At 65.0% G+C, this 23,261-nt stretch carries 18 protein-coding genes; 12 read left to right on the forward strand and 6 right to left on the reverse strand.

Annotated elements, in window-relative coordinates:
* Positions 1-47 precede the first annotated feature (47 nt).
* The 5 genes from fba (at position 48) to AX729_RS17280 (ending at position 5,069) form a co-directional block, all read left to right on the forward strand.
* On the forward strand, positions 48-1,115 hold the full coding sequence (gene fba, locus AX729_RS17260; protein WP_061025104.1) for a class II fructose-bisphosphate aldolase: 1,068 nt from the start codon (positions 48-50) through the stop codon (positions 1,113-1,115).
* 243 nt (positions 1,116-1,358) lie between these two features.
* Complete coding sequence (locus AX729_RS17265; protein WP_061025106.1) at positions 1,359-2,399, forward strand: class I fructose-bisphosphate aldolase; 1,041 nt, start codon at positions 1,359-1,361, stop codon at positions 2,397-2,399.
* A 3-nt stretch (positions 2,400-2,402) separates the two neighbouring features.
* Positions 2,403-3,092 carry a thiamine phosphate synthase gene (locus AX729_RS17270; protein ID WP_061025107.1) on the forward strand — a complete coding sequence of 230 codons (690 nt, stop codon included), beginning with the start codon at positions 2,403-2,405 and terminating at the stop codon, positions 3,090-3,092.
* 8 nt (positions 3,093-3,100) lie between these two features.
* Positions 3,101-4,192: a tetratricopeptide repeat protein gene (locus tag AX729_RS17275; protein ID WP_061025109.1), complete on the forward strand. Its 1,092-nt coding sequence runs from the start codon at positions 3,101-3,103 to the stop codon at positions 4,190-4,192.
* Between the two features lie 85 nt (positions 4,193-4,277).
* A complete protein-coding gene (locus AX729_RS17280; protein WP_061025112.1) occupies positions 4,278-5,069 on the forward strand; it encodes an inositol monophosphatase family protein in 792 nt (263 codons plus the stop codon).
* A 164-nt stretch (positions 5,070-5,233) separates the two neighbouring features.
* Here the strand turns inward: AX729_RS17280 and AX729_RS17285 are convergent, their stop codons facing one another.
* The 3 genes from AX729_RS17285 to AX729_RS17295 all read right to left on the reverse strand — a co-directional run bounded on the left by AX729_RS17285 (position 5,234) and on the right by AX729_RS17295 (position 10,847).
* On the reverse strand, positions 5,234-8,395 hold the full coding sequence (locus tag AX729_RS17285; RefSeq protein ID WP_061025114.1) for a multidrug efflux RND transporter permease subunit: 3,162 nt from the start codon (positions 8,393-8,395) through the stop codon (positions 5,234-5,236).
* A 6-nt stretch (positions 8,396-8,401) separates the two neighbouring features.
* Positions 8,402-9,595, reverse strand: a complete 1,194-nt coding sequence (locus tag AX729_RS17290; protein ID WP_156457014.1) for an efflux RND transporter periplasmic adaptor subunit — start codon at positions 9,593-9,595, stop codon at positions 8,402-8,404.
* Between the two features lie 232 nt (positions 9,596-9,827).
* Positions 9,828-10,847 carry an SAM-dependent methyltransferase gene (locus AX729_RS17295; RefSeq protein ID WP_061025118.1) on the reverse strand — a complete coding sequence of 340 codons (1,020 nt, stop codon included), beginning with the start codon at positions 10,845-10,847 and terminating at the stop codon, positions 9,828-9,830.
* A gap of 169 nt (positions 10,848-11,016) precedes the next feature.
* On the opposite strand from AX729_RS17295, the gene AX729_RS17300 reads away from it, so the two are divergent.
* From AX729_RS17300 to AX729_RS17310, 3 genes are all read left to right on the forward strand, one after another.
* Positions 11,017-12,030, forward strand: a complete 1,014-nt coding sequence (locus AX729_RS17300; RefSeq protein WP_061025120.1) for a hypothetical protein — start codon at positions 11,017-11,019, stop codon at positions 12,028-12,030.
* Positions 12,031-12,169: 139 nt separating this feature from the next.
* Positions 12,170-13,198, forward strand: coding sequence for a peptidoglycan -binding protein (locus tag AX729_RS17305; protein ID WP_061025122.1), 1,029 nt, complete (start codon positions 12,170-12,172; stop codon positions 13,196-13,198).
* Positions 13,198-13,644 (forward strand): GNAT family N-acetyltransferase, encoded by a 447-nt coding sequence (locus tag AX729_RS17310; RefSeq protein ID WP_061025124.1) that lies wholly within the window; start codon positions 13,198-13,200, stop codon positions 13,642-13,644. Before AX729_RS17305 ends, AX729_RS17310 begins: the two co-directional genes overlap by 1 nt.
* A gap of 26 nt (positions 13,645-13,670) precedes the next feature.
* Here AX729_RS17310 and AX729_RS17315 read toward each other — a convergent pair whose 3' ends face one another.
* Positions 13,671-15,521 carry an ABC transporter ATP-binding protein/permease gene (locus AX729_RS17315; protein WP_061025126.1) on the reverse strand — a complete coding sequence of 617 codons (1,851 nt, stop codon included), beginning with the start codon at positions 15,519-15,521 and terminating at the stop codon, positions 13,671-13,673.
* Between the two features lie 197 nt (positions 15,522-15,718).
* Here AX729_RS17315 and rpmE point away from each other — a divergent pair, with 197 nt between their 5' ends.
* On the forward strand, positions 15,719-15,946 hold the full coding sequence (gene rpmE, locus AX729_RS17320; RefSeq protein ID WP_024337552.1) for a 50S ribosomal protein L31: 228 nt from the start codon (positions 15,719-15,721) through the stop codon (positions 15,944-15,946).
* 179 nt (positions 15,947-16,125) lie between these two features.
* On the opposite strand, the gene rcdA is transcribed toward rpmE, so the two are convergent.
* Together rcdA and AX729_RS17330 are read right to left on the reverse strand one after the other, a co-directional pair.
* Positions 16,126-16,635: a protease adaptor protein RcdA gene (rcdA, locus tag AX729_RS17325; RefSeq protein ID WP_061025128.1), complete on the reverse strand. Its 510-nt coding sequence runs from the start codon at positions 16,633-16,635 to the stop codon at positions 16,126-16,128.
* A 444-nt stretch (positions 16,636-17,079) separates the two neighbouring features.
* Positions 17,080-17,271, reverse strand: coding sequence for a DUF1192 domain-containing protein (locus AX729_RS17330; RefSeq protein ID WP_061025130.1), 192 nt, complete (start codon positions 17,269-17,271; stop codon positions 17,080-17,082).
* Between the two features lie 112 nt (positions 17,272-17,383).
* Here AX729_RS17330 and AX729_RS17335 point away from each other — a divergent pair, with 112 nt between their 5' ends.
* From AX729_RS17335 to AX729_RS17350, 3 genes are all read left to right on the forward strand, one after another.
* Complete coding sequence (locus AX729_RS17335; protein WP_061025131.1) at positions 17,384-18,382, forward strand: NAD(P)H-quinone oxidoreductase; 999 nt, start codon at positions 17,384-17,386, stop codon at positions 18,380-18,382.
* A gap of 152 nt (positions 18,383-18,534) precedes the next feature.
* Positions 18,535-21,411, forward strand: coding sequence for an EAL domain-containing protein (locus AX729_RS17340; RefSeq protein WP_061025133.1), 2,877 nt, complete (start codon positions 18,535-18,537; stop codon positions 21,409-21,411).
* 975 nt (positions 21,412-22,386) lie between these two features.
* The gene (locus tag AX729_RS17350) at positions 22,387-23,235 is read left to right on the forward strand and encodes a hypothetical protein (protein WP_061025138.1); all 849 of its coding nucleotides are present in this window, start codon (positions 22,387-22,389) and stop codon (positions 23,233-23,235) included.
* The last annotated feature ends 26 nt before the right edge of the window (positions 23,236-23,261 follow it).

Below are 23,261 nucleotides of genomic sequence, written 5' to 3' on the forward strand. Positions count from 1 at the left end.
CGGCCTTTCAAGTCAGCCTTGCAGGCCCCAACGGGAGAAAAAGACAGATGGCTCGGATCACGTTACGTCAACTGCTCGATCACGCGGCGGAGAACGAATACGGCGTACCGGCCTTCAACATCAACAACATGGAGCAGGCGCTGGCGATCATGGACGCGGCCAACCAGGTCGACGCGCCCGTCATCATCCAGGCCTCGCGCGGCGCCCGCTCCTACGCCAACGACGTCATGCTCAAGCACATGATGGACGCGGTGACCGAAATCTACCCGCACATTCCGGTCTGCGTGCATCTGGACCACGGCAACGAGCCCGCGACCTGCATGACCGCGATCCAGGCCGGCTTCACCTCCGTCATGATGGACGGCTCGCTCAAGGCCGACGGCAAGACCCCCGGCGACTGGGCCTACAATGTCGGCGTCACCAAGACCGTGACCGACATGGCCCATCTGGGCGGCATCTCGGTCGAGGGTGAGCTAGGGGTGCTCGGCTCGCTCGAAACCGGCATGGGCGACAAGGAAGACGGCCACGGCGCCGAAGGCAAGCTCAGCCACGACCAGCTGCTGACCAATCCGGACGAAGCCGTGAAGTTCGTGCAGGAGACCAAGGTCGACGCGCTCGCGATCGCGATGGGCACCTCGCACGGTGCCTACAAATTCACCCGCAAGCCCGACGGCGACATCCTCGCCATGAACGTGATCGAGGAGATCCACCGCAAGCTGCCCAACATGCATCTCGTCATGCACGGCTCGTCCTCAGTGCCGCAGGACCTCCAGGACATCATCAACACCTATGGCGGCAAGATGAAGCCGACATGGGGCGTGCCTGTCGCCGAGATCCAGCGCGGCATCAAGAACGGCGTGCGCAAGATCAACATCGACACCGACAACCGCATGGCGATGACCGGCCAGATCCGCAAGGTGTTGAAGGAGCACCCGGAAGAGTTCGATCCCCGCAAATATCTGAAGCCGGCGATGGAGGCGATGACCAAGCTGTGCAAGCAGCGCCTGCAGGAGTTCAATACGGCGGGCCAGGCCTCCAAGATCAAGAAGGTGCTGACCACTGCCGAAATGGCCAAGCGCTACGCCAAGGGCGAGCTCGATCCCCGCGTCGCGTAGCGATCGCGAAGGTGGCGTGAGGCCGCAGGCACCTGCTTCCGTCATTCCGGGGCGCGCGGAGCGCGAGCCCGGAATCCATGGTGCCACCAACGCTGCGGATTGATGGATTCCGGGCTCGCGCCAAGGGGCGCGCCCCGGAATGACCGGCATCTCCCGTGACCCTGCGACGAACGTTAACTCGGCAATTGCCCGAGAACGGTCTATTTTCCCGGGCAAGGGCAGGATCATTTTGGGAGGACCTCGATGAATCTGACTGAACTCAACAGGATCGCGACGGAGATGGTCGCGCCCGGCAAGGGCATCCTTGCCGCCGACGAATCCTCCGGCACCATCAAGAAGCGCTTCGACGCGATCGGCGTGGAATCGACGGAAGAGAACCGCCGCGACTATCGCGAGATGCTGTTTCGCTCCAGGGAGGCCATGAGCCAGTACATCTCGGGCGTGATCCTCTATGACGAGACGATCTGGCAGGATGCCAGGGACGGCACGCCGCTGGTCAGGCTGATCGAGGAGAGCGGCGCGATTGCCGGCATCAAGGTCGACGAAGGCACGCAAGCCCTGCCGATGTGCCCGGGCGAACTCGTCACCGTGGGCCTCGACAGGCTCGCCGAGCGGCTGAAGAAATATTACGAGCGCGGCGCACGCTTTGCCAAATGGCGCGCGGTGATCGACATCGGCAGCGGCACTGACGGCCGGGGCATCCCCTCGATGACCGCCATCAGCGTCAACGCCCATGCGCTGGCGCGCTATGCCGCGCTGTGCCAGGCCGCGCAGATCGTGCCGATCGTCGAGCCGGAAGTGCTGATGGACGGCGATCATGACATCGATCGCTGCTATGAGGTGACGCAACGCGTGCTCAACAAGACGTTTCAGGAGTTGCGCGTGCAGCGCGTCGCGCTCGAAGGCATGGTGCTGAAGCCGAACATGGCGATCTCTGGCAAGAAGTGTCCGAAGCAGGCTTCCGTCGAGGACGTCGCGGAGAAGACGATACGGCTGCTCAAGGCCTGCGTGCCCGCGGCCGTGCCCGGTATCGCCTTCCTCTCCGGCGGCCAGTCCGACGAGGAGGCGACCGCGCATCTCAACGCCATGCACAGGCTCGGCCCGCTGCCCTGGGGCCTGACCTTCTCCTATGGCCGCGCGCTCCAGGCCGCGCCGCAGAAGGCCTGGTCCGGCAAGGCCGAGAACATCGCGGCCGGCCAGCGCGCCTTCAGCCATCGCGCGCGGATGAACGGGCTGGCGTCCAAGGGCGAATGGCAAAGCAGCCTGGAACAGAAGGCAGCCTAGATCTTGTCGAACAAACCGCCTCCGCCGCGCCCGGCGCCGCGTCTCTACCTCGCGACGCCAATTGTCGAGGACCCTGCGAGGCTCGTCGCCGAGCTGCCGGACCTGCTCGCTTCGGCCGACGTCGCCGCCGTGCTGCTGCGGCTGAAGGAGACCGACCAGCGCACCATGATCTCGCGCATCAAGGCGTTGGCGCCGCCGGTGCAGAAGGCGGGCGCAGCGCTCCTCGTCGACGGTCATCCTGACCTCGTCGCGCGCGGCGGTGCGGACGGCGCGCACCTCACGGGCCTTGCAGCGCTGGAAGAGGCCGCGCCGTCGCTCAAGCCCGATCGCATCGCGGGCGTTGGCGGCCTCGCGACGCGCCACGATTCCATGAGCGCAGGCGAGATGGGTGCCGACTATGTGCTGTTCGGCGAGCCCGACAAGAACGGCCAGCGGCCGTCGTCCCAGGCCATCGCCGAACGGCTGGACTGGTGGGCCGAGCTGTTCGAGCCGCCCTGCGTGGGATTTGCCATTTCGCTGGAAGAGGCCCACGATTTCGCCGCCAGCGGCGCCGATTTCGTGCTGGTCGGCGACTTCATCTGGGCCGATCCGCGCGGGCACAAGGCCGCGCTGATCGAAGTCGATGCTGCGATCAAGAAGGCCCATGCGACGGCGCCGGCGGGCCAGGATCCTGCGGGCCAGGAGCACGGCTAGCGCCCGACATGAAGCTCCCATGCATCACCATGCTGGCCACGCTGCTGCTCACGGCGCCCGCGGCGGCGCAGCTCCAGATCACCCCGCCGGCCACAACGCCGAGCGCACCCGCGGAAAAGCAAAAGCCCAAGCCGCCCACGACCGCCAAGAAGGAGGCCGCACCCGCGCCGAAACCTTCGGCCTCGCCCAAACCTTCGCCCGCGCCCAAGCCTTCGCCCTCGCCCAAGCCGGCCGCGACCGTGATCCCGGCGCCAGCGACCGAGGATCCCAACGTCGATCTGGTGTTCGGCGCCTATCAGCGCGGCCAGTACAAGACGGCGTTCGAGCTCGCCACCGCCCGCGCGCAAGCCGGCGATCCCAAGGCGATGACCATGCTCGGCGAGCTCTATTCCAACGCCATGGGCATCCGGCGCGACTACGCCAAGGCGGCCGAATGGTACAAGCGCGCCGCGGATGCCGGCGATCGCGAGGCCATGTTCGCGCTCGCCATGCTGCGCATTTCGGGCCGCGGCGGCTCCGTCGACAAGGGCGAAGCGGTCAGGCTGATGGCCTCCGCCGCCAAGCTCGGCGAGCCCAAGGCGGCCTATAACCTCGCTCTGCTCTATCTCGACGGCCAGACCCTGCCGCAGGACGTCAAGCGGTCCGCCGAGCTGCTGCGCCAGGCCGCCGATGCGGGCCTGCCGGAGGCGCAATACGCGCTCGCGACCTTCTACAAGGAAGGCACCGGTGTGCCGAAGGACCCTGAACGCGCGGTGCGGCTGCTCCAGGCCGCCTCGCTCGCCGACAATGTCGATGCCGAGGTCGAGTATGCGATCGCGATGTTCAACGGCACCGGCACGCCGAAGAACCAGCCGGCGGCCGTCGCGCTGCTCCGCAAGGCGTCCCGCCAGGGCAGCGCGATCGCGCAGAACCGGCTGGCATGGGTGCTGATCAACGGCGTGGGCACATCCATCGACAAGGTCGAGGGCTTCAAATGGCACCTGGTGGCCAAAACAGCCGGCAAGGGCGATCCCGAGCTCGACAAGCAGTTATCCGAACTGCCGGCCGAGGAGCGGGCCAAGGCGGAGGCCGCCGCCAGGAAATGGCTCGGGACCAAATGACTTGACGTTGGGGCGCTCGCAGGGCACCCAATCCCCCAAACAGGCGGGATTTGCCGCCCTTCCCCCCCGATCAAGTCCAGAGCTCATGCTGTATTCAGCCACTATCAACGTCATGGTCAAAGCCGCGCGCCGCGCGGGCCGCAGCCTCAAGCGCGATCTCGGCGAGATCGAGCATCTCCAGGTCTCGTTGAAGGGACCGGCGAATTTCGTCTCGCTCGCCGACAAGCGCGCGGAGGAGATGCTCTACCAGGATCTCGCCAAGGCCCGGCCCGGCTACGGCTTCATCGGCGAAGAGGGCGGCAACCGTGAGGGCAGCGACAAGAGCCACACCTGGATCGTCGATCCGCTCGACGGCACCACCAACTTCCTGCACGGCATTCCGCAATTCGCAATCTCGATCGGTCTTGCGCGCGAGGGCACGGTGATCGCCGGCGTGATCTACAACCCCGCCAATGACGAGCTCTACATCGCCGAGCGCGGCAAGGGTGCCTTCCTCAACGACCAGCGCCTGCGCGTGGCGGGCCGCCGCCAGCTCAACGAATGCGTGGTGGCCTGCGGCCTGCCCCATATCGGACGCGGCGACCACGAGGAATTCCGCCGCGAGATGACCGCTATTCAGGATCGCGTCGCAGGCCTGCGCCGCTTCGGCGCCGCCTCACTCGACCTCGCCTTCGTCGCCGCCGGCCGCCTCGACGGCTATTGGGAGCGCAACCTGCAGCCCTGGGACATCGCCGCCGGCCAGATCATGGTCAAGGAAGCCGGCGGCACCGTGAGCGACATCGACACGCCCGGCGATGCGCTGGTGACCGGGCACGTGGTGTGCGGCAACGAGTTCGTGCACGGGGAATTGGTGAAGATTTTGCGGAAGCCGGCGTAAGGCGGGAGCTCGCGCTCCACACTCCGCCGTCATTCCGGGACGCGCCATTGGGCGCGGGCCCGGAATCCATTCATCGACTGTGATTGCGGCCCGATGGATTCTCAGATGCGCAATTGCGCATCATAGTTCGCGCTGCGCGCGCCGCGGAATGACGAAAAGAACCGTCAGTGCCCGGTATGCGCCTGCGCCGGCGGGCCGTAGGCTTCGCCTTCCTTCGCGACCTTCGGCTCCCGATCCCCGCCCAGCACGCGCTGCACCGAGACGAAGAACACCGGCACCATCAGGAGCGCCAGGATCACCACCGCGATCATGCCGCCCATCACGACGCTGCCCAACGCCTGCTGGCTGGCGCCGCCGGCACCATGCGCGATCGCCATCGGCAGCACGCCGCAGATGAAGGCGAGACCCGTCATCAGGATCGGGCGGAAGCGCAGGCGGCAGGCCTCGATGGTGGCTTCCACCAGCGGCTTGCCTTCCTTGCGCAGATCCTTCGCGAACTCGATGATCAGGATCGCGTCCTTTGCGGCGAGGCCGATGATGGTGATCAGGCCGACGGTGAAGTAGACGTCGTTGGGCAGGCCGCGCAGCATGGCGGCGACGACCGCGCCGACGATGCCGAGCGGCACGGTGAGCAGCACCGCGAGCGGAATGGTCCAGCTTTCATAGAGTGCGGCGAGACACAGGAACACCACGAACACCGAGAGCGCGAGCAGGAACGGCGCCTGCGAGCCCGACAGCTTCTCCTGGAGCGATTGTCCGGTCCATTCATAGCCGAAGCCGCGCGGCAGTTTGCCCGCAAGCCGCTCCATCTCCGCGATGGCGTCGCCCGAGGTGAAGCCGGGCCTAGCTTCGCCGGAGATGCGCACCGCCGGATAATAGTTGAAGCCGGCGATCTGCGTCGGGCCGCGTGCCCATTCTATCGTGGCAAAGGATGAGAACGGCACCAGTTGGCCGCGGCTGTTCTTGACGTTGTAATTGAGGATGTCCTCGGTCCGCATGCGGTCGCGCGCGTCGGCCTGCACCACGACGCGCTGCATGCGGCCGCGGTTCGGGAAGTCGTTGATGTAGTTCGAGCCGAGATTGGTCGAGATCGTGTTGTTGATGTCCTCGAAGGTGACGCCGAAGGCGCCGGCCTTCTCACGGTCGATCATGAGATTGACGACACCAGCCTCGGGCAGGCCTTCGATATAGACCTTCTGCAGCACGGGACTCGCATTGGCCTCCGCAATCAGCTGGTCGGCCGCGCGCATCAAGGCCGCATAGCCCTTCTGGCCGCGATCCTGGAGGCGGAACGAGAAGCCGGAGGAGTTGCCGAGATTGTCGATCGGCGGCGGCTGCAGCGCCGAGATCTTGGCATCGCGAACCGACGTCCCCAGGTCGCGGTTGACGTCGTTGACGATCGCGGCGGCGGAGTCCTGCGGCCCACGCTCCGACCAGTCCTTCAACGTGATGAAGGCCTGCGCGGTGTTCATGCCCTGGCCGGAGAAACTGAAGCCCGTGAGGAAAGTGACGTCTTTGACGCCCGGCCGTGCGGCGAGGTATTTTTCGACCTTCTCGATCACGGCCTCGGTGCGGGCGTAGGACGAATCCGACGGCGTCTGCACGTCGGTGGTGACGAAGCCCTGGTCGTCGACGGGCAGGAAGCCGCCGGGCAGGCTGACGAAGGCCCAGGACAAGCCGACCAGAAGCGCGACATAGACCAGCATCAGGCGTCCAGTGCGCTTCAGCGAAAAACCGACCGTACCCGCGTAGCGAAATCGCGCGGACTCCAGCATGCGGTTGAACCAGCCGAAGACGAAATTGCTCGAATGACCGTGTCCCTTGGCGACGGGCTTGAGCAGGGTCGCACACAGTGCGGGAGTCAGCGACAGCGCCAGGAAGGCGGAGAAGCCGATCGCGGCGACCATGGTGACGGAGAACTGGCGGTAGATGATGCCGACCGAGCCCGGGAAGAACGCCATCGGCACGAACACCGCCATCAGCACCAGGGTGATGCCGATGATGGCGCCGGTGATCTGCGACATCGCCTTGCGCGTCGCTTCCTTCGGCGGCAGCCCTTCCTCGGCCATGATGCGCTCGACGTTCTCGACCACGACGATGGCGTCGTCGACGAGGATGCCCACCGCGAGCACCATGCCGAACATCGAGAGCATGTTGATGGAATAGCCGGCGAGCAGCAGCACCGTGCAGGCGCCCAGCAGCGCCACCGGCACCACGATGGTCGGAATGATGGTGTAACGGATGTTCTGGAGGAACAGGAACATCACCACGAACACCAGCACCACGGCCTCGACCAGCGTCATCAGCACCTTCTTGATCGAGGCCTCGACCACGGGCGTGATGTTGTAGGGAATTTCATAGGTGATGTTGGCCGGGAAGAAGCGCGACAGCTCCTTCATCTTCGCCTCGACCGCGCTCGCGGTCGCCAGCGCATTGCCGGTCGGCGACATCAGCACCGACAGACCCGCGGTCGGTTTGCCGTTGAGGCGCGTGTTGAACTGGTAGCTGAGACCGCCGACCTCGATCCGCGCGACATCGCGCAGGCGCACGGTCGAGCCGTCGGCGTTGGCGCGCAGGATGATGGCGCCGAATTCATCCGGCGACGAAAGCTGGCCCTTGACCAGCACCAGCGCGGAAGTGCGTTGGCCGGACGTCGACGGCTCGGCGCCAATGCTGCCGGACGCCACCTGAGCGTTCTGGGCCGCGATGGCCTTGTTGACGTCGTCGGCGGTCAGCCCGTAGCCGACGAGCTTGGCTGGATCGACCCAGACGCGCAGCGAGCGCTCGGTCGAATACAGCGTGGCGCGGCCGACGCCGGGAATGCGGCGGATCTCGCCCAGCACGTTGCGGATCATGAAGTCGCCGAGCCCGACCTCGTCGAGAGTGCCGTCGGTCGAGCTCAGCGTGATGATCTGGAGCACGGCGCTGGAGGCCTCCTCGATCAGGATGCCCTGCTGCATCACCGCACGCGGCAGACGCGCCTCGACGCGCTTGATACGGTTCTGGACCTCCACCGAGGCGTCGTTGGTATCGGTGCCCGGCTGGAAGTTGGCGATGATCTCGACCTGGCCGAGCGAGTCGCTGGTCGATTCGAAGTTGAGGATGCCGGAGGCGCCATTGAGCTCCTCCTCGATCAGCCGCGTGACGCTGTTGTAGAGATTTTCCGGCGAGGCGCCGGGATAGCTGGTCGAGATCGAGATCGAGGGCGGCGCGATGATCGGGTACTGCGCGATCGGCAGCAGCGGCACCGCGATCGCACCGATCAAGCAGATGAAAAGCGCGACCACCCAGGCGAAGATCGGCCTGTCGATGAAGAAGCTCGGCATGGCGCGTTACCGCGTGAGCTGCTGGGCGTGCCGGTTATCCGCGGTGGCATCCGCTTCCGACCAGGATTGCGGCTTGACCTTGTCGCCGGCCGCGAACTTCTGGAACCCTTCGACCACGACCTTGTCGCCAGCCTTCAGGCCTTCGGTGACGAACCAGAGCCCGTCCTGCACCGACCCGGTGCGCACCGGCTGCACGGCGATGTGGTTGTCGTCCTTGACGACGAACACCTCGCTGCCGCCACCGCCATTGCGCTGGACCGCCTGCTGCGGCACCGCGATCGCGTCGGAATCGAGACCCTGGTCGATGCGGACCCGGACATACATGCCGGGCAGCAGTTCGCGCCTGGGATTGGGGAACTCGCCGCGCAACGTCACCTGCCCGGTGTGGGCGTCGACCTTGGCGTCGGAGAACAGCAGCCTGCCTTCGAGCGAATAGATGGTGTTGTCGTCGAGCACCAGACGTACCTTGGCGGTATCCGAGGCGATGCGCTCGAGGTCGCCGGTCTCGAAGGAACGGCGGAGCTGGTTGAGCTCGTTCACCGACTGGGTGAAGTCGGCATAGATCGGATCGAGCTGCTGGATGGTGGCGAGATTGGTCTCGTTCTGCACGGCGAGCGCGCCCTCGCTGACCAGCGCCGCACCAACCACGCCGTCGATCGGCGCACGCACCGTAGCGTAGTCGAGGTTGAGCTTTGCGCGAGCGAGCTCGGCCTTGCGGCCCTCGACTTCGGCATGGGCCTGGCGTTCGGCCGCGATCGCCTTCTCGTTCTCGGCTTCCGGGGCAGCGCGATCCTTGGTGAGGGTGGCGATGCGATGCGCCTGCTGCCTGGCCTGCATCAAGGCCGCTTCGGCCTTGGCAAGCGCGGCCTCGTTGGCCATCACCTCGACCTCGAACGGACGCGGATCGATGCGGTAGAGCGGATCGCCCGCCTTCACCTCGCTGCCCTGGCGAAACAGACGCGCGACCACGATGCCGGAGACGCGCGGCCGCACGTCGGAGACGCGCGTCGGTGCGATACGGCCCGGCAGCTCGCGCACGACGGCGCGTGGCTGCGGCTTGACGACGACGACGCTCACGTCAGGGACGGCCGGTTGGGCCGCGGACACCGCGGAGCTGGATTCGTCGCAAGCACCAAGCAGCGGCGCAAGGGCCGCGAGCATCAATGCAACGCATGCCGATCGCGCGCGAAGTCCTGACATGAAGTGTGGTGCCCCGATGTTGTTGATACTGATCGCGTTCCGCCCGGGCCTATTCTAGACCATTCTTCGCGCGGCCGACGGCACTAAAATAGAAGGGACTTGCTGCGACGCAACGCATGTTGCGGGCGGCTCATTGTCACACGCCATATCTCATTGATTCAATTCAGGTTTCAGAGATTCACCTGATTGTGAGTCTCGTTCCATCGCCGCGTGCTGTGACGGAACCTCGCAATCACTCGGCGGCCTTCATCCGATAGTGGCTGACACCCCATTCGGTTCCATCGGCGTAACCGAACAGGCCTGATGTCGCGAGGAAGAACCAGCGCCAGCGACGCATCCAGAGTGCGGTCTCCTCACCATAGACCCTGCGCAGGGCGGCCTCGATGGCGTCGCGATGCGTGTCGAAATTGGCGAGCCAGTCGTTCGCGGTGTGCTGGTAGTGCGTGCCGCTCCAGCACCATTCCTTCTCGATGGCGAAGATGTCGTCGAATTGCCTGACGAGGTGGTGACTCGGCATCAAACCGCCCGTGAAGACGTACTGCGCAATCCAGTCCTCGCGATCGGTCCGGTCGAACAGATGCGAGCCGGAGCGATGGGAGACCAAGTGTATGAACAGCCGCCCCTCGGGTGCCAGCCATGCGCGCAGGTGCGTCATCAGCTTGCGCCAGTTCATCATGTGCTCGAACGTCTCGACCGAGACGATGCGGTCGAACTGGCCCTCGGGCGCGAACACGTTCATGTCGGCAGTGACGACGCGCAGGTTGAGGAGCCCGCGCCGCTGCGCCTCGCCCTCGACATGGGCGCGTTGCGCCTGCGAGGCCGAGACCGCCGTCACCTTCGCGTGCGGAAACTGCCGGGCCATCCGGAGCGACAGCGAGCCCCAGCCGCAGCCGAGCTCGAGAATCGTCTGGCCATCGGCAAGACCCGCGTGCTCGACGGTCTGGCGCAGCGCCTCCTCCTCCGCCTCCTGCAAGGTGGTCGCGTCGGTCTTGTAGAAGCAGGAGGAGAATTTGCGGTTGGGGCCGAGCACTTCGGCGAAGAAGGACGCAGGCACCTCGCGAAGCCCGGCCCCCGAGCCCTCTGCGATCGGGCGCAGCATCATCCGCCCGGCAAAGGCAGCATCGTCGCCGGCGCCCCGCGCAGACAGGCGCGTCGCCGTGCGGGAGCACAGTCGCTGGATCGCAGCACGGATCACGACGTCCGGCAGCGGCACGCGTTCGGCAGTCCCGATGATCGCGGAAACGACGCTCATGCGCCCCCCGAATGGCGAGCTTCTGCAGATACTTGCTTATCAAAGCCCCGCTTCCGGTCCGGGTTCCCCAAGCTGTCCCCGAAATCGGCTCATCCGGCGCTTTTTTTGGGCGGGCGCTGTGCCATAGTGCGCACCGCAAGCAAAGCTTACGTAACGGATGATACCGCCCATGCCGCCTGGCACTTCCCGCTCCACCATGGATATCGAGTACACCAAGCTGTCCTCGCCCAGCGTTTTCCTGGTGCGGATGCTGGTCTTCCTGGTGCTGTGCACGCTGGTCGGCGTGGTGCTCTACAAGCAGATCATCCAGGCCTTCTTCGCCAATCCCGGGCTCAACGCCCTGATCGGGGCGGTGCTGTTCATCGGCATCGTGCTGGCCTTCCGCCAGGTCATCCGGCTCTATCCCGAAGTTTCCTGGGTCAACAATTTCCGCATCGCCGATCCCGGACTGGCACCGGCCCGCCACCCCAAGCTGTTGGCCCCGATGGCCGCGATCCTCGGCGGCGAGCGCTCCGGCCGCATGACCATCACCCAGACCACCATGCGGCACCTGCTCGATTCGATCGCGACCCGCCTCGACGAAGCCCGCGACATCTCCCGCTACATGACCGGCCTCCTGGTCTTCCTCGGCCTGCTCGGCACCTTCTGGGGCCTGATCGAGACGGTCGGCTCGGTCGGCAAGGTGATCGACGGGCTCAAGGTCGGGAGCGATTCCGGCGCGCTGTTCGACACGCTGAAGGAAGGCCTCGCAGCCCCGCTCGGCGGCATGGGCATCTCGTTCTCCAGCTCGCTGTTCGGCCTTGCCGGCTCGCTGGTCCTCGGCTTCCTGGACCTGCAATCGAGCCAGGCGCAGAACCGCTTCTACACCGATCTCGAAGACTGGCTCGCCACCACCGTGCGCGAATATGGCAGCGGCGAAGCGCCCGTTGCGACAGGCGGCGGCGTCGCCAGCGGCGAGCTGCAGGCCGCCTTCGAGCGGCTGCGCTCCGTGCTGGAGGAAGGCAGCGGCAGCCGCGGCACCACCGCGGCGATGGCGAGCCTTGCCGAAGCCATCCAGGCGCTGGTCTCGCACATGCGCACCGAGCAGCAGATGATTCGCGAATGGGCCGACGGCCAGGGCGAGCAGAACCGCGAGATCCGGCGCCTGCTGGAGCGAATCGCCCGTCAGCCGGAAAAGAGCTAGGCGCTTCGCCTGCTCGACGCGGCGTAGCGCAGCGGTCGCCGCGCCGAGGCAGGTCGCAGGGACGAGGAATGCGTCCCGGCTCTGCGCGGCAGCGTTGCACGCTGCGGCGCGTCCGGGACACGAGAAAACGGAGACGTAAATGGCTCTTGCCCGCGCCCGCCGCAACGAAGGCGGCCTCAACTACTGGCCCGGCTTCGTCGACGCGCTGTCGACGCTGGTGCTGTCGATCGTGTTCCTGCTCTCGGTGTTCCTCGTGGTGCAGTTCTTCCTGTCCCAGGAGGTGACCGGCAAGGACAAGGCGCTGGAGCAGCTCAACGCCAAGATCGCGCAGCTCAACGAGCTCCTGTCGCTGGAAAAGCTCGGCAAGCTCACCCTCGACGACCAGGTCTCGCAATTGAAGGCGGGCCTCGCCTCGGCGGAGTCCGAGCGCGACCGCATCAAGGGCCTCTATGACGGCTTGGCCGCCGCCGGCAACGACGCGCAGGGCAAGACGGCCGAGCTCGGCAAGGCGCTGGACTCGGAGAAGGCGGTCTCGGCGCGCGCCCTGGCGCAGATCGAGGTGCTGAACCAGCAGATCAGCGCGCTGCGCCGGCAATTGGCGGCGCTGGAAGAGGCGCTGGATGCCAGCGAGAAGCGCGACAAGGAATCGCAAAATCGGATTGCCGATCTGGGCTCTCGCCTGAACGTCGCGCTGGCGCAGCGCGTGCAGGAATTGTCGCGCTACCGCTCCGAATTCTTCGGCCGCCTGCGCGCGATTCTCGGCAACCGGCCCGACATCCGCATCGTCGGCGACCGCTTCGTGTTCCAGTCCGAAGTGTTCTTCGACACCGGCCAGGCGACGCTGCTGCCCGAGGGCCGCGCCGAGCTCGACACGCTGGCGACCGCGCTGATCGAGCTCGACAAGAAGATCCCGAGCGAGATCCCCTGGGTGCTGCGCGTCGACGGCCATACCGACGTGCGTCCGGTGAGTGGCGCGAACTTCAAGTCCAACTGGGACCTGTCGGCAGCGCGTTCGATCTCGGTCGTGCAGTATCTGATCTCGCTCGGCGTGCCCGCCCAGCGCCTTGTCGCGGCCGGCTTCGGCGAATTCCAGCCGCTCGATCCCGGCAACACGGAGGAAGCCTACAAGCGCAACCGCCGCATCGAGCTGAAGCTGACGGAGCGGTAGTGAGCGCGCTCCACCTTCGCCCCTACCACCCCGAGGACGAGGCCGCTGCGATCGAGCTCTGGCATCGCACCTGGCAGCAGGCCTATCCGCAGATCGACTTCGCGGCGCGTCTTGCGTGGTGGCGCGAGCGCTGGCGCAAGGATCTGGTGCCGAAGGCGTCCATCGTGGTCGCCGAACAGAACGGCGCCCTCACCGGCTTCGTCACGATCGATGGCGACGGCTATCTCGACCAGCTCGTCGTCGATCCCGCCCATTGGGGCTCGGACGCAGCAAGGTTGCTGGTGGAGGAGGCCAAGCGCCTGTCGCCATCCGGCGTCACGCTGCTCGTCAACAGGGACAATGCCCGCGCCATCCGCTTCTACGAGCGCAACGGCTTTGCCCATGCCGGCGACGACGTGAACCCCACCTCCGGCCGGCCGGTGCTGAAGTTGGAATGGAAGCCGTAGGCGTTCGCTCCAGCGTTGACCCGCTCTCACGCCCGCTCGAACTGCAACCGCGCGAGCCTCGCATAGAGTCCGTTCGCCGCGACGAGCTCGGCATGCGTGCCCTGCTCGACGATCCTGCCCTGGTCCATCACCAGGATGCGGTCGCAGGAGAGCACGGTTGCGAGGCGATGCGCGATCACGAGCGTGGTGCGGTGACGCATCAGCTCTTCCAGCGCGGTCTGCACCAGCGTCTCGCTTTCGGCGTCGAGCGCGGAGGTGGCCTCGTCCAGCAGCAGCAGCGGCGCATCGCGCAGGATGGCGCGCGCGATCGCGATGCGCTGGCGCTGGCCGCCGGAAAGCGTCACGCCGCGCTCGCCGAGCGCCGTCTCGAAACCTTCCGGCAGGCGGCGGATGAACTCGGCGGCATGCGCGAGCTCGGCGGCGCGCTCGACCTCGGCATCGGTCGCATCGGGCCGGCCGAAGCGGATGTTCTCGCGGGCGGTCGCGGCGAACACCACCGAGTCCTGCGGCACCAGCGCGATGCGGGCGCGGAAATCGCGCGGATCGGCGGATTTGACCGGCACGCCGTCGAGCGAGATCGTCCCGCTGCGCGGATCGTAGAAGCGCAGCAGAAGATGAAAGATCGTGCTCTTGCCGGCGCCGGAGGGACCGACGATCGCGACCTTCTCGCCGGGGCGCACGGTGAACGACACGGCATCGAGCACCTTGACGTCGGACCGCGCCGGATAGGCGAAGCTGACCTGATCGAAGCCGACCTCGCCGCGCGCCGGCACCGGCAGCGCCCGCGGCGATGCGGGCGCGTTGATCTCGGGCCTCACATGCAGGATCTCGAACAGGCGCTCGGCCGCGCCTGATGCCGCCGAGACCTCGCCCCAGACCTCGCTGAGCTGGCCGAGACCCGCCGCGGCGAACACGGCATAAAGCACGAACTGACCGAGCCGGCCCGGCGTGATGGCGCCGCTCAGCACGTCGTGCGAGCCGATCCAGAGGATGGCGACCACGCTCGCGAACACGATGAAGATGATGATGGCCGTGAGCACGGCGCGGGCCTGGGTCGAGGTTCGCGCGGCCTCATAGGCCTGCTCGACCTCGCCGCCGAAACGCTTCTCGGCGAACTGCTCGCTGGTATAGGCCTGCACGGTGCGGATCGCGCCGACCAGCTCGCCGGCATAGGCGGAGGCTTCGGCGAGCGTATCCTGCGCATTGCGCGACAGCCGCCGCACCCAGCGCCCGAAGGCCACCAACGGCAGCACGATCAAGGGAATGGCCAGCAGCACGAAGCCCGACAGCTTCGGGCTCGTGATCACCATCATCGTCGCGGCGCCCAGGAACATCATCAGGTTGCGCAGCGCGATCGAGACGGAGGCGCCGACGGCCGATTTGAGCTGGGTGGTGTCGGCGGTGAGCCGCGAGATCAGCTCGCCGCTGCGGGCGGAATCGAAGAAAGCGGGCGAGAGCGAGAGCAGATGGGCGAAGACGTCGCGCCTGAGGTCGGCGACGATGCGTTCGCCGATCGTCATCACGAGATAGTAGCGCGCCGCGCTGGCGAGCGCGAGCACACCCACCACCGCGAGCATCACCGAGAAATAGCTGTTGATCAGCTCGATGCCCTCAGGCGTCAGGCCGAAATCGATCATCCTGCGCACCGCGATCGGCACCAGCAGCGTCGTCAGTGCGGCGATCGTCAGCGCGACGAAGGCCAGCGCCGCCCGGCCGCGATAGCGGGCCACATAGGGCGCGAGCGCGAGCAGCGGCCGCAGCTTGGCGCGGCCCTTGGCGGGCTCTTCGATCAGCTCGGCCTCGATCGACGGCGTGTCTGCGGCGTTCATTTGAGGCCGATCGACAATCTGGTCATCCAGCCGTTCCACTGCGCTCATGAGATCCGACCCATTGCATGCTTTCGCTCCCAATAGGCCGGTGCAAGGGTAGTGGCAAATCCGGGATGTCCCTTAGGGGCAAACCCGGCTCGCCAGCCCGGCATGGCTTGTTTTGCAAGGTTTCGTGAGGTATAGAGCCGCCCAAATCCGTCATTAGCTAGCCACCCAAGAAGGCGCCGGAGCGCCGAGGAATTGCCATGAAAGCCGAAATTCATCCGGATTATCATACGATTAAGGTCGTCATGACCGACGGAACCGAGTACCTGACCCGCTCGACCTGGGGCAAGGAAGGCGACACGCTGAACCTCGACATCGACCCGAAGTCGCACCCGGCCTGGACCGGCGGCTCCGCGCAGATCATGGACCGTGGCGGCCGCGTCTCGCGCTTCCAGAAGAAGTTTTCGGGCTTCCTCAAAAAGGATTGAGCCCCGGCCGCAAGGCTGGAGACGAAAACGCCCCCGCAAGCCGGGGGCGTTTTTGTTTTGCGGGGAGATCTGTAGGGCGGGCAAAGCGAAGCGTGCCCACCACTTCTTGTCACGATGTCGAAGGACTGATGGTGGGCACGGCGCTGCGTGCCTTTGCCCCACCCTACGGCACCTGTGACTTACCGCTCGAACGCCGCCTTCAGCGCGTTGAGGTGCGGCACCAGCGGGTTGCCGATCGCGGCGTGCTCAGCCGGCGGGGTATGGATCGTGCTGTCGAGGCGGCGCACGCGGGTCTGCAGGCTCATCGAGCGATGAATCAGGTCCTGGAGCTGCGCGGGGAGCTTCTCGACGGTGTCGGCGGGACCGGGATCGGCGGCGGTGAGCTTGACCTTGGTCTTCTCGCGGTTGGCCTGGCTCAGCGTCATCTCGCCTTCCTTCACCGCGCGGTGCAGCAGCAGCCACGAGGCGAGCTGCATCAGGCGGGTGGTGAGACGCATGCTCTCGGTCGCATAGGTGAGGCTGACGGCGCGGTCGAGCGCCTTGGCCTCGACCCGTCCGGCGCCATCGAGATAGGCAGCGGTTTCCTCGACGAGGTCCATGCCCTCACGGAACAGGTTGCCGAAAGCCGCAGAGTTGGTGAACCGCTCGCTGAGTTGAACGAGAGCGCCGTCGGCCTGCAAACGTTCCATGGTTAACGCCTCTTACGCAACTGTTTGACTGTCCGGCTTTGGCGCCGGCTTATGATGAACAAATCATTGCGCGGGCGAGACGCGGAGTCCAGCGACAAGCGCGGATATGGTTTCCACGGGTCATTCGTCGGAATGCAACCGGGCGGAGACTTTCGTCCGGCGCGTCTTCGTGACGCGAACCGGTATCCGCCCCGCCCCAAATCGCTTTGGGCAAAAAAAAGAGCCGCCGGAGACCGGCGGCTTTGAAAGTTGATAACAGGGAGGCGTCAAACAGAGTGGACAGGAGCCACTCGGTGTCCAAACGAGGACAGTTCCAGTCATAAACCCGAAAGCTTAATCGACCGTAAACGAGCTAATTTTTTGAGAGTTTGTTAGCCATGTCGGCCAGCGGCCGAGCTTTATCATCGCGCCCCGGATCATCGTGCCTGGACGCAGCGTCAAGTCCTACGACTTGAAAATACTGTTCGCCGCATCGCGCGAAGCGCGCTTTCTGGTGGCGGCTTCCTCGAGCCTCGCGATCTCAGTCTTGAGCAAGGTCACGCGCTCGGTCAGTTCCTCGACCGACAACAGGGAGAGATCCTGACCGATTTCGTGCGTGATCTTCCTGCGCGGGCGGTCGTCGTCTTCGATCGGCATCCTCGTTCCTCCTGCGTTCGCGCTGGGCCATGGCTGAGGCGGTTGCCAGCTTGGATGGCGCTGGCTAAGCAAGGGCCTCGCTTCATCCCGCACCTTTGCCCAAGGACACATCATGGACAAGCTGCCCGCGCAAATGACCGTGGTCGCCATCTCCAAGCCCGGTGGACCGGAGGTGCTGGTGCCGGAACAACGCGCCGTGCCGCAGCCCGGTCCCGACGAGATTTTGGTCAAGGTCGAGGCCGCGGGCGTCAACCGGCCCGACGTGGCACAACGCTCCGGTGCCTATCCGCCGCCGCCCGGCGCCAGCGACCTGCCGGGGCTCGAGATTGCGGGCGAAGTGGTCGCGGTCGGCAGCAATGCCAAGCGGCACAAGATCGGCGACAAGGTGATGTCGCTGGTCGCAGGCGGCGGCTATGCGCAGTACTGCATCGCCCAGGATACCCAGGCGATGAGCGTGCCGCCGGCATTGTCGATCAAGGAGGCTGGCGCGCTGCCGGAAACCCTGATGACGGTCTGGCACAACGTGTTCGAGCGCGGCGGCCTCAAGGCCGGCGAGACGCTGCTGATCCATGGCGGCTCCTCCGGCATCGGCACCATGGCGATTCAGCTCGCCAAAGCCTTCGGCGCCAAGGTGTTCGTCACCGTGGGATCGCAGGACAAGATCGACGCCTGCCTCAAGCTGGGCGCCGATCGCGCCATCAATTACAAGACCGAGGATTTCGTCGCCGTGGTCAAGGCGGAGACCAACAACGTTGGCGTCAACCTGATCCTCGACATGGTCGCCGGCGAGTATGTCGATCGCAACTATGATGCCGCCGCGGTCGACGGCCGCATCGTCCAGATCGCGACCCTCAACGGCCCCAAGGTCAGCGTCAACATCGCCAAGGTGATGGTCAAGCGCCTGACCCATACCGGCTCGACTCTGCGCCCCCGTACTAATGCGGACAAGGCGGCGATGGTGGCCGCGATCGAGGCGAAAGTGATGCCGCTTTTGCGCGAAGGCCGCATCAAGCCCGTGATGGACAGCACTTTCCCGCTGGAAAAGGCGGCGGATGCCCACCGGCGCATGGAGACGAGCGCACATATTGGCAAAATTGTGTTGGAGGCCTAGGCCAGCGGCCGACTGGACAAGGCGGAAACCCTTTGATTTTCCTCGCTTTCGTGGCATCTATCGCCACGCACCGAAGCACTTCCGTCCGGTCTGAAATCGCCTTTTAGATTCGCCTTGCACTCAGAGTTTGCGTCGAACGCGGAGAACTGACCTTGCGTCTGATCAGGTGCCTCGCGCCCATCGCGCTGGGCCTCATGATTCTCGTCGCCGCGTATCCCGCGCGCGCGCTCGACGCCGTCAGCGTCCGCAGCGACGCGCCTGCGATCGACCTCACCGGCGTGCTCGAGCATCAGCGCAGCGATGCCGACCGCATCCAGGTCTCGACCGCGCCCGGCACCGACGGCATCGTCCGCCGCATCGAGGTGCGTGCCCGCGAAGGCGGCCAGAACTGGGTGGTGTTCGCGCTCGCCAACAACACCGACGACCAGCTCGACCGCCTGATCGTCGCGCCGCATTACCGCATCGTCTCCTCGGGGCTGCTGTGGCCCGACCTCGGCCTGTCGCGCATCGCGACCATCACGCCCTCGATCGGCGACCGGCCGGAACGCCAGGAAAGCGCCACCGCAGACGTGTTCCGCATCACGCTCGACCCGGGCGCGGTTGTCACCTTCGTTGCGGAGCTGCGCACCGACAAGCTGCCGCAGCTCTATCTGTGGGAGCCGGAAGCCTACAAGGACAAGGTCAACTCCTTCACGCTCTACCAGGGCATCGTGATCGGCATCTCCGGGCTCCTGGCGCTCGTCCTCACCATCCTGTTCGTGGTCAAGGGCAGCATCATGTTCCCGGCCGCGGCGGCGCTGGCCTGGGCGGTGCTGGTCTATATCGGCGTCGATTTCGGCTTCTGGGGCAAGGTGCTCGACATGTCGAACAACGCCGAGCGCATCTGGCGCGCGGCGGGTGAGGCGATCCTTGCCGCTACGCTGTTGGTGTTCTTGTTCGCCTATCTCAATCTCAGCCGCTGGCACGTGCGCTATTCGCACATCACGGTGGGCTGGCTGGCGTTTCTGGGATCCCTCGTCGCGCTCGCGCTGTTCGATCCCGCCGTCGCCTCCGGCATCGCCCGCATCTCGCTGGTGCTGATCGCCTTCGCCGGCTTTGCGCTGATCGTCTATCTCTCCACCCACGGCTTCGACCGCGCCGTGCTCCTGATCCCGACCTGGTTCCTGCTGGTGGTCTGGGTGGTCGCGGCCGGCATGACGGTCGCCGGCTCCGTCACCAACGACATCGTCGGCCCGGCGTTGCTCGGCGGCCTCGTGCTGATCGTGATGCTGATCGGATTCACGGTGATGCAGCATGCCTTTGCCGGCGGCGGCGCCACCACCGGCATCGTGTCCGACATCGAACGGCGCGCGCTCGCGCTCGCCGGCTCCGGCGATCTGATCTGGGACTGGGACGTGTCCGCCGACAAGGTCTTCACCAGCCCCGAGACGGAAGCCTTGCTCGGCCTCAAGCGCGGCACGCTGGAAGGCCCGGCCGCATCCTGGCTCGAGGTGCTGCATCCGCTAGACCAGGATCGATTCCGCGCCGCGCTCGACAGCGTGCTCGATCAACGGCGTGGCCGCCTGGTGCAGGATTTCCGCCTGCGCACGCCCGACGGTCACTTCATGTGGTTCGCGCTGAAGGCGCGCCCGGTGGTCGGCTCCGATGGCGAGGTCTCGCGCGTGGTCGGTACCCTCACCGACGTCACCGAGCAGCGCAACGCCGAAGAGCGCCTGCTGCACGATTCCGTGCATGACAACCTGACCGGCCTGCCAAACCGCAAGCTGTTCATGGACCGGCTGGGTGCCGTCGCGAACTTCGCCAAGTCGATGCCGACGCTGCGGCCGACGCTGATGGTGATCGACCTCGACCGCTTCAAGCAGGTCAACGATTCCGTCGGCATCGCGGTCGGCGACTCCATTCTGCTGACGCTGGCCCGCCGCCTCACCCGCATCCTGAAGCCGCAGGACACGCTGGCGCGGCTGGCCGGCGACCAGTTCGGCCTGATCCTGCTCTCGGAGCAGGACCCGGCGCGCATCACCGCCTTCGCCGAAACCATCCGCAAGACCATCCGCGCGCCGATCGCCTTCAACGACCGGGAGATATTCCTCACGGCCTCGATCGGCCTCGCTTTGTCCGATCCGCAGACCCAGCTCACGGACGAGATCATCAAGGACGCCGAGTTGGCGATGTATCACTCCAAGCGCATCGGCGGCGACCGCATCGACGTCTACAAGCCAGCCATGCGCGCGCGGAAGACCGATCGGCTGACGCTGGAGAGCGAATTGCGCCGCGCCATCGAGCGGCAGGAGATCACCATCCTGTACCAGCCGATCGTGCGGCTGGAGGATCGCTCGATCGCCGGCTTCGAGGCCCTGGCGCGGTGGGATCACCCCAAGCTCGGACGCATGGCCCCGTCGGAGTTCATCACCATCGCGGAAGAGACCGGGCTGATCGTCGACCTCGGCATGTTCGTGCTCGACCAGACCGCAAAGCAGCTCTCGGTGTGGCAGCGCGCGATGCGCTCGCGCGACCCCATCTTCGCCTCTGTCAACGTCTCGTCGCGGCAGTTGCTGCGCCACGACCTGATCCACGACATCCGCACCGTGCTGTCGCGCTCCTCGGTGGCGCGCGGCACGCTCAAGCTCGAGCTGACGGAATCGCTGGTGATGGAGAATCCGGAGCACGCGGCGCAGATGCTGACGCGGATCCGCGAGCTCGGCACCGGCCTGTCGCTCGACGATTTCGGCACCGGTCACTCGTCGCTCGCCTATCTCCAGCGTTTCCCGTTCGACACCATCAAGATCGACCAGTCCTTCGTGCGCACCACCAGCCGCGGCACCCGTCCGGTAATCCTGAAGTCGATCATCGCGCTCGCACACGATCTCGGCATGGACGTGGTTGCGGAGGGGGCCGAAACCGATTCCGATGCGGTCGAGCTCTACCAGATGGGCTGCGAATACGCGCAAGGCTTCGCCTTCGGCGAGCCGATGGACGCCGATGCGGCGATGCGCCTGCTGACGGAAGTGCGGCTGGAAGCGGCGAGCTGACGGTTCTCTCTCCTTCTCCTCTTGTGGGAGACTGTTAATTGCGGTTGCTGCGGTGATTGTCAGCGTGGCCAGCATGGGCTTCAACTAGGCGGAGGCGAACCTGGATGCGCCGAACTCCTTCGCTTCCAATGCCCACATCGTCCAGGACGCCAGCTACATCGACTTAGGCTGCTGACGCAAAAGGCTTCGCGAGGGGGCCTTTTGGTTTGGCGAGTCGATGGGCGGGTAGGACAAACGGCCAAAGCTGCTCCTTGCGCCATCTCCTTGTCCCCGTTGCTGGACACAGAGGTCTAGTCCTTACGCGGCTCCCTTCCAACACCGGCTGGCCTATGTCGGAAATACTTGAGATGACCGTTCCGACTTCGGACCTTCCTGTGCGATGCACTCGCTTGAGCAGGACAATTGATTGTGCGCACGCAAAAGGAGCTGTTGGCAATCACCCGAGGCGCTTAAAGATCGCGCCAATCGTCGATGCGGCTTGCGGCCCGTAATAGTAGAGGACGAAGAGAGAAGACGTCCCGAAGAGGACGCTCCTAGACCAATTCAAGCACATCCCGATCAGGATGAGCCAAAATCCCTTGGCGCCGAACGCGGAAGCCGCGTGAGACTGCGCGATGATCGCCTCCAGGTCCCCCATCTTAGGGCGCACCTGTGCCCTCCCCCCGGAAGGAAGTTTATTGGATGTCATAACCAAACCCCATAAGGATTCTAGCCGCCACCTACGAACGGGGGGCTCATTTCCCTTCAATGCTCATACAGACAAACAGTTCGTCGCAGTACAAAGTGCTGATTCGTTTGGCGGTTTTCAAACTTCATTGGAGTTTAAGGCGCGCTATTTTCTGCGATAAATTCAATGGCTTACGCAGGCGCATATAAACACACTCGTTAAAACCTGTCCGGGTGCTACAAACTAAAATTACAAACTAAGAACTTACTGACTTACTTGTTGCAGATAGATTCACCCCGGATTGAGCGATGCCTATCCAATTTACAAGCACACAGGACTTCTTTTTCAATACGCCTCTCTATACCGAAGTCGAAATTGACTACGGCACGGCCACGAATGTTTTCCGTAAGAGCCACCGGGTCGACGGTTGGTGCAGATGGTGTGGACGAGAAAGCACGTTCTCCTACAATCCTACGAATACGGGCCCGTTAGGCCATACAAGCGAAAAACCTCACTTCTCTGGAACGCTCTGGTTCAAGTGCGTGCGGGACGAGGAGCATCATATCGCAACCTTCCACTGCCGCATGGTCTCTGGCCTGCTGCAGAAGATCGGCCAGTATCCTTCCTTCGCCGATATCGCCCAGGACCAGGGTAAGACGTACACGAAGCTGCTCGGCTCGAAATACTCTTCCGAATTCCATAAGGCGATCGGCCTCGCCGCCCACGGGGTTGGGATCGGCTCCTTCGTCTATATGCGACGGATCTTCGAGAAGCTGATCCAGGACCGCTTTGATGAATACAAGGCCGCTGAGAACTGGAAGGACGACGACTTTCGGAATATGCGGATGGTTGAGCGTATTCAGTTGCTCAAGGGCCACCTGCCCGACTTTTTGGTCCGCAACACCAAGCTCTATTCCATCATGAGCCGCGGCATCCATGAGCTGGACGAGGAGACCTGCCTCTCCGCCTTCAATCTCATCAAGGGCGCGACAATCATCATATTGGAGGAGGACCAGAAGAAAAAGGAAGAGCTGGCACGTCAAGCGGCGTTCGAGAAAGAGATCGCCGCCTTTGATGCTCCGAAAGCCGATGGCGAGAAGATGTCCCTTGCTAACCTCGAAGAGAGATACTTTCAAACTGGAGAGGACGTGTCTTAGGATTCATACGCAACGTCCAACTCCGC

Source organism: Bradyrhizobium sp. CCH5-F6 (genome assembly GCF_001556045.1).
GTDB lineage: Bacteria > Pseudomonadota > Alphaproteobacteria > Rhizobiales > Xanthobacteraceae > Bradyrhizobium.

What these genes read in the sequence shown, in the direction of transcription:
- fba (WP_061025104.1), top strand. Translation starts at nt 48, where the DNA reads ATGGCTCGGATCACGTTACGTCAACTGCTCGATCACGCGGCGGAGAAC.
- AX729_RS17265 (WP_061025106.1), top strand. Translation starts at nt 1,359, where the DNA reads ATGAATCTGACTGAACTCAACAGGATCGCGACGGAGATGGTCGCGCCC.
- AX729_RS17275 (WP_061025109.1), top strand. Translation starts at nt 3,101, where the DNA reads ATGAAGCTCCCATGCATCACCATGCTGGCCACGCTGCTGCTCACGGCG.
- AX729_RS17280 (WP_061025112.1), top strand. Translation starts at nt 4,278, where the DNA reads ATGCTGTATTCAGCCACTATCAACGTCATGGTCAAAGCCGCGCGCCGC.
- AX729_RS17285 (WP_061025114.1), bottom strand. Translation starts at nt 8,395, where the DNA reads ATGCCGAGCTTCTTCATCGACAGGCCGATCTTCGCCTGGGTGGTCGCG.
- AX729_RS17290 (WP_156457014.1), bottom strand. Translation starts at nt 9,595, where the DNA reads ATGTCAGGACTTCGCGCGCGATCGGCATGCGTTGCATTGATGCTCGCG.
- AX729_RS17295 (WP_061025118.1), bottom strand. Translation starts at nt 10,847, where the DNA reads ATGAGCGTCGTTTCCGCGATCATCGGGACTGCCGAACGCGTGCCGCTG.
- AX729_RS17300 (WP_061025120.1), top strand. Translation starts at nt 11,017, where the DNA reads ATGCCGCCTGGCACTTCCCGCTCCACCATGGATATCGAGTACACCAAG.
- AX729_RS17305 (WP_061025122.1), top strand. Translation starts at nt 12,170, where the DNA reads ATGGCTCTTGCCCGCGCCCGCCGCAACGAAGGCGGCCTCAACTACTGG.
- AX729_RS17315 (WP_061025126.1), bottom strand. Translation starts at nt 15,521, where the DNA reads ATGAGCGCAGTGGAACGGCTGGATGACCAGATTGTCGATCGGCCTCAA.
- rpmE (WP_024337552.1), top strand. Translation starts at nt 15,719, where the DNA reads ATGAAAGCCGAAATTCATCCGGATTATCATACGATTAAGGTCGTCATG.
- rcdA (WP_061025128.1), bottom strand. Translation starts at nt 16,635, where the DNA reads ATGGAACGTTTGCAGGCCGACGGCGCTCTCGTTCAACTCAGCGAGCGG.
- AX729_RS17330 (WP_061025130.1), bottom strand. Translation starts at nt 17,271, where the DNA reads ATGCCGATCGAAGACGACGACCGCCCGCGCAGGAAGATCACGCACGAA.
- AX729_RS17335 (WP_061025131.1), top strand. Translation starts at nt 17,384, where the DNA reads ATGGACAAGCTGCCCGCGCAAATGACCGTGGTCGCCATCTCCAAGCCC.
- AX729_RS17350 (WP_061025138.1), top strand. Translation starts at nt 22,387, where the DNA reads ATGCCTATCCAATTTACAAGCACACAGGACTTCTTTTTCAATACGCCT.